The following is a 634-nucleotide window of genomic DNA, read 5'->3' as shown; positions in this document are numbered from 1 at the left end:
CGCCTGGGTTGCCTCGGCATCGTTGGCAAGTGCGTAGGTCCAGTTGCCCGCATCATCGACCGTGAAGGTGCCGTAGTCGCTGCCATCGGTGGCCGCGACAAAGGCCAGGTCGGCATTGTCGGCGTCCGTCGCGGTCAGCGTGCCAGTGGCTTCCGGGGTGCCGTCTTCTGCCACGGCGCCGGTATCGGTGGAGATGACCGGCAGATCGTCGGTGCCGGTGATGGTGATGACAACGTTCTGGGTGTCCGTCGCGCCAGCGGTGTCGGTGACCGTCACTGCATAGGTCAGCGTCAGCGTCTCATCCGCCGCCAGGTAGTCGAAATCTTCCCCGACCGTGCTGCTGTCGAAGGTCCAGGTGAGATTGCCGTCAGTGCCGGCGCCCTCGATGATGGCCGCGGCATCCACGCCCAGCATGCCGAGCAGATCGGTCTCGGACAGCGTGCCAATATCCCCCTCAGCGTCGACGCCGGTGACACTCGGCGTGACGCTATCGGTGAGGTCCACGTCCGACACGGACAGCGTGCCCGTGGCCGACAGCGGCGCATTCGCTTCTGTCAGACTGGCCGCGGCACTGTCGTCCGCGTCCACACGGATCACCGGGGCATCATTGTCACCGGTGATCGTCACCGTGACG

1 protein-coding gene is annotated in these 634 nt (G+C 65.8%); it reads right to left on the bottom strand.

Annotated elements, in window-relative coordinates; translation table 11 throughout:
- Window positions 1-634: VCBS domain-containing protein (locus tag HXS66_RS17200; RefSeq protein WP_176504173.1), on the bottom strand; the 634-nt coding region annotated here is incomplete at both ends.

The sequence above is a fragment of the Cobetia sp. 5-11-6-3 genome, assembly GCF_013374055.1.
Taxonomy (GTDB): domain Bacteria; phylum Pseudomonadota; class Gammaproteobacteria; order Pseudomonadales; family Halomonadaceae; genus Cobetia; species Cobetia marina.
This window is presented reverse-complemented; position numbering and strand designations above follow the sequence as displayed.